At 51.8% G+C, this 4991-nt stretch carries 4 protein-coding genes; 1 reads left to right on the forward strand and 3 read right to left on the reverse strand.

From position 1 onward, the window contains the following. The 3 genes from RTY00_RS19785 to RTY00_RS19795 all read right to left on the reverse strand — a co-directional run. The coding region (locus tag RTY00_RS19785; RefSeq protein ID WP_312665695.1) for an ABC transporter substrate-binding protein at positions 1-899 on the reverse strand (899 nt) is incomplete at its 3' end. Positions 900-1069: 170 nt separating this feature from the next. After that, positions 1070-1762 carry a response regulator gene (locus RTY00_RS19790; protein ID WP_179451750.1) on the reverse strand — a complete coding sequence of 231 codons (693 nt, stop codon included), beginning with the start codon at positions 1760-1762 and terminating at the stop codon, positions 1070-1072. Next, entirely contained in the window at positions 1755-3395 is a 1641-nt protein-coding gene (locus tag RTY00_RS19795) for a sensor histidine kinase (protein WP_312665698.1), read from the reverse strand. Before RTY00_RS19795 ends, RTY00_RS19790 begins: the two co-directional genes overlap by 8 nt. A 1024-nt stretch (positions 3396-4419) precedes the next feature. Between RTY00_RS19795 and RTY00_RS19800 the strand changes: the two genes are divergently transcribed. After that, positions 4420-4991, forward strand: a 572-nt coding sequence (locus tag RTY00_RS19800; RefSeq protein ID WP_312665700.1) for a glycosyltransferase, incomplete at its 3' end; no start/stop codon positions are given.

Consider the following 4991-nt stretch of genomic DNA (forward strand, 5'->3'; position numbering starts at 1 on the left):
ATGCTTTGTCCTTTCTCAGATAGCACATAATGGAGCCACAGTTTGGCGGCATGGCTGTTTTGCGCTTGCTGGCTGATGAATGAAACGCGTGACAGTACCAGCGTGTAATCCTTCGGATAAGAGATGCCCAGCGACGGATCGGTTTTAGCGCGCGCTCCGGCGTAAGAACCGAGGATGTTAAAGCCAATCAGGTTTTCACCGGATGAAACCCTTTCCATCATGGTGCCGGTGGAAGACTGCACGGCTAAACCACCTTTCGCCACGTCGGCTAGGGTTTTGAAGTAGTTAGGGTCGGCTTTGTAATCCTGCACTGAAAGCATGAAACCAAGTCCCGATTTCTCAATATCGTAAGTGGTAACTTTGCTCTTGAATTTGTCGGTCTGGCTGGCGATCAGCTTGGCCAGCGCGGTGTGTGAATCGGGCACATCACTGGCCGGGATCAGGCGCTTGTTATAGATGAACACCACCGGTTCGTAGGTGGTGCCGTAGGCTTTGTTGTTCCACACCGCCCACTTCGGCAGCTGAGCCAGTTCGGGAGATTTGTACTCCTGCGCGTAGTCGGTCGCCAGCTTCAGACCGGTATCCATCGAGGAGCTCCACACCACGTCGCCGCTGGTGCCGCCCGAGGCTTGTTCGCTGATAAAACGGTTGTACAGCTCGGTGCTGTTCATATCGTTATATTCAACTTTGATGCCGGGATAGGTTTCTTCAAAACCTTTGATCAGCGGCCCCGCAGCTTTGGTATCAGTGGTGGAGTAAACCACCACTTTGCCTTCTTTGGTGGCGGCATCAATCACGCTTTGATAATCCGCTGGATAGCCTTGCGGCGGGGCAGCAACCGCTGACATAGACACAAAAACAGTTGCAGCAATCAGAGACAGAGGGAAAGTGTTCGACATTATAATTAACCTTTTAGTTACATTTGAGGAACTAAAGGTCAACATAGCCTATCGACTTTTCCACACAAGAGGTGACGGATTGTTATCTTCACGAAGTGTGATTGTTGGCGTCGTTTAGGCAATTAACACCATAAAAACCACGACAGGCCGCGCGCGAAATCTGCGCAAGATCACAGGATTTTGCGGTACAGCCGTCGCGGATGGCCGATGTTGCCGTACTGCATTTCGACGCCAATAAAACCGATCTCCACGCAATATTCCAGGTAGCGACGACCGGTGGTTTTACTGATGCCAACGCGCTCAACTACCTGTTCAACTGACCAGCTACTTTCCGGCGCAGCGCTAAAAAAGCTTTTCACCCGATCCAGCGTAATGGTTTCAATCCCTTTGGTAGAAGGCGCTGACGGCGCATCACTGGTTGGCAGATTAAACAGCTTATCCAGCGCCTGCTGATCAACGTTTTTCATCTGGCGCATGGTCTGTACCTGCAGCATAAAGCGTTCCAGCGACGCGCGCAGGCGATGGAAAAACACCGGTTTCAGCAGGTAGTCGAATGCGCCGCTGCGCATCGCGTGGCTACAGGTTTGCATGTCGCTGGCGGCGGTGATGAAAATCACTGAGCACTCAAAGCGTTTCAGCAGCGGATCGTCAATCAGCGTAACGCCCTGGCCATCCGGCAAATAGTTATCGAGCAGCAGCAGCCGTGGCTGATGTAACGCAATCAACTCGCGCGCCTGCGCCAGCGTGGCGGCAATGCCGACCACGCGCAGATGAAAGTTCTGCTCAATATATTCACGATGCAGATCGGCCAGATGCGGCTCATCTTCCACAATCACCACATCAAGCGGCTTAGCATTATTCATGAGAAAGTCCTGTTAACGCGGCGGAATGAAACGGGATAAACACCGAGAAAATGGTGCCCTGCGGTGAGTTGTCGCTGATCTCAATGCTGCCGCCTGCCTGCTGCACATAACCCGCCGCCAGATAGAGACCGATGCCGTGTTCTGCACCAAGCATATCGTTGCTGCTGGAAGGCTTACTGGTGACGCCTTGCTCAAATAAGTGCGGTTTGATGCTGTCATCGATGCCGCAACCTTGATCGGCCACTTCGATTAACAACTCCTGATTACGACCGGAAATATATAACTCAACCGGTGTTGCCGGCGTTCTGGCGTTGAGCGTGGCATCCACCGCGTTATCCAGTAGATTGCCGATCACCGACATCAACGCCGTTTCACTTAGCGCGGCTGGAATGCGATTTAGCTGACAGGCGGGATCGAATTTTAACTCAACGCCTTTTTCCCGCGCGCTGACATATTTCCCCAGCAGCAACCCACAAAGCGCGGGCGAGGTGAAGCGCGCCGAGACAAAATCCAGCACCTGTTGCGCGCCCGCAGATTGCGCGTGAATGTAGCGCATCGCATCGTCGTAGCGCTGCATCTGCAGCAGGCCGACCAGCGTGGCGGTCCAGTTCAGCTGTTCATGACGCATGATGCGCAGATTATCCGCGTAGCGTTTCACCTGGCTGAGCTGGCTGCTCAATGTGTTGATGTCGTTTTTATCGCGGAAGCTGCACACCCAGCCGCCTGGCTCGCCGGGTTCCAGCTCAATCGCCACCCGGTTAACAATCACCTGACGCTGATTGAGCACGGTGATGTGGTCGTGGGTTTTCACCTCATGCTGGCTTAAAAACGCCGGATGGATCTGCAAAACCTCATCCAGCGGTTTCCCCAGCAGTTCACTCTCACTCTGCTGGATATCCAGCAACTCGCGTGCAGCGCGGTTGATAAGAATCAGCTGCCGCTCCGCGTTCACCGCAAACACCCCTTCATACATCGCTTCCAGCAGCGCTTTTTGTTGCAGCACCAGCAGAGCGATATCCTTCGGCTCCAGCCAGAACATCTGTTTCTTCAGGTTGCGGCTAAACACCCACGAAAAGATAAACAGCAGCAGCAACAGCGCCACACCATACAAGCTGGCCTGCCACAGCAGGCTGACGTTGATATTGGCAATATAGGAGGTGAGATAACCCACCGAGACAATGCCAATCACCTGATGCTGCGTGTTAAAGATCGGTGCCTTGCTGCGAAGCGACACGCCGATGCCGCCTTTGCGCACTGAGATGATGGTTTTGCCCTGCAGCACCTCCGCATTGTCGCCGCCAATCATTGGTAAATTGAGGCGCTCCGGTGATTCCGAGTGATAGAGATGCTGTTCTTGCGTGTCGCCGATCACGATGTAGCTGGCATCGCTTTGGTTGCGCAGCGGCTGGATCAACGCAGCGATGCCAGCGATATCACGGCTCGCCACTTTCTCCGCCAGGCCAGGCATCAGCGCAATCTCACTGGCCTGCACCCGCGCGCGCTGCCCCAAATCGTGATGCAGTTGACGATCGATAAAATGAAACAGAATGGTGCCCAGCAAGGCGAGTAGCAGGCAGGAAAACAGCACCAGCGACAGGAAGAGTTTTACCTGGAAAGATAATCTGCGTTTCATACAACCTGCAGTAAAGAGAAACTGGAGAGAGGCATGGCTGGAGACTAGCACGCGAAAATGCGCGCCGTGAAAGGCTATCACCAGAGTTGTGAGCTGGCTTCAATCCCGGCGCGGCTTAGGCGCTGGTTTCTGTTGGCACGAAGTCAGAAATAATCCCATCTTATTCCTGGACATCGCCCGCTGCGGCGCTAATCAATCAATAAAAAACCAATTCACCACGGCTAATCTATGCGACGTTATTTAATCCATCCTTTCTCTGAGTAAATTCCGTTTTAACCCGGCAGCCATTGACCTTATAACCCCGAGTGGTGAGAATGCCGGGAAAAGTTTTGAATTAGATCGCAAATTTTGGGCATCAAGCCTCTTGCAGTGCGGCTGCGATAGCCACACTGAATTAACGCCACTTGCACTTATCGGCGCGCGAATGACGCGCCAGCGTTATTAAAGTGCAGGGCATACAGCAAATATCGTTAATGTCGTGACGTTCGTTGAGAAGGCCCGTCTTTGGATGCACCTTCTCAGCCCCGGTCGGCATTTCTTGTTTTTGGTGATGAGCACGATAAAGACGCCAACGTTTTTTAACGCTCATTACCAGACAGATAAAAATTTAATTTAAGTACATCATTAATGACGTGGTATTGGCGTTAAGCCAAATTACCAAAAGAAAAAACGTAACTGGCTGAAAATTAACTGAACTCTTATGAGCGCAGCGCAGCCTCTTTACGCCAAAAATAGGAGTTTCACTGTGGTCAGTATACAGGTAGCTGCAAGCCTGGGGCGGTAGCCTGCCTGGTTTAGCTGACGAAAGCAGAATGAAACTGCACGGTTTATTTGGCGATTATCTTATTTAGTGATCTTTTTACAGAGAATTAAAGGCCATTTTTATTTGACCTGAGGAAACTCTGAAATAAACCAGTAACAAATGTTAAGCCGGGCGCAAGCAACGCGCAGTGTTAATCACTGCAATGTTCATAGATTACTTTTTTCGCCCGCAACTTTTACTCCGACAGAGTCCAGAGGTTATATGCAAAATCCCGTTAACGACGTTTTAATCAGCGTCATCGTGCCGGTGTATAACGCCGCGGCGTATCTGGAACGATGCATTGATAGCCTGCTTCAGCAGGAAGAGAACCGTTTTGAAGTGATATTTATTAACGACGGCTCCAGCGATAACTCGCTCGCGATATTACAGAATTACGCCCATTACCCGCATTTTCATATCATCGACCAAGCCAATGGCGGCGTCTCGTCGGCGCGCAATCAGGGTATTCGTGCCTCACGCGGCAAACTGCTGTGCTTTTTAGACGCCGATGATTTTCTGCCAGCCAGCGCGTTTGCCACCTATGTACGGCTGATGCAAAACAACATCGCGATGGTGGGCGGCGAATCGCAGCACTTCACACCGCAAGGCGAGCCGCTCGATTTTCCGGCGAACACGACAGAAGTGCGCCAGTTGACTGCCTCGGCGGCAATCAACGATCTGCTCTATTTCAATCCGCGTCACGGCATCTGCGACAAGGTTTTTCGTGGCGATGTGATTCGTCAGCATCAGCTCAGTTTTAACGAAGAGATTTATAACTTCGAAGATCTGCTGTT

This window comes from Pantoea sp. CTOTU49201, from assembly GCF_032054795.1.
Taxonomy (GTDB): Bacteria; Pseudomonadota; Gammaproteobacteria; order Enterobacterales; family Enterobacteriaceae; genus Pantoea; species Pantoea symbiotica.

Bases quoted from the DNA above. Each gene is read 5' to 3' on its own strand.
- RTY00_RS19790 (WP_179451750.1), bottom strand. From the start codon at position 1,762: ATGAATAATGCTAAGCCGCTTGATGTGGTGATTGTGGAAGATGAGCCG.
- RTY00_RS19795 (WP_312665698.1), bottom strand. From the start codon at position 3,395: ATGAAACGCAGATTATCTTTCCAGGTAAAACTCTTCCTGTCGCTGGTG.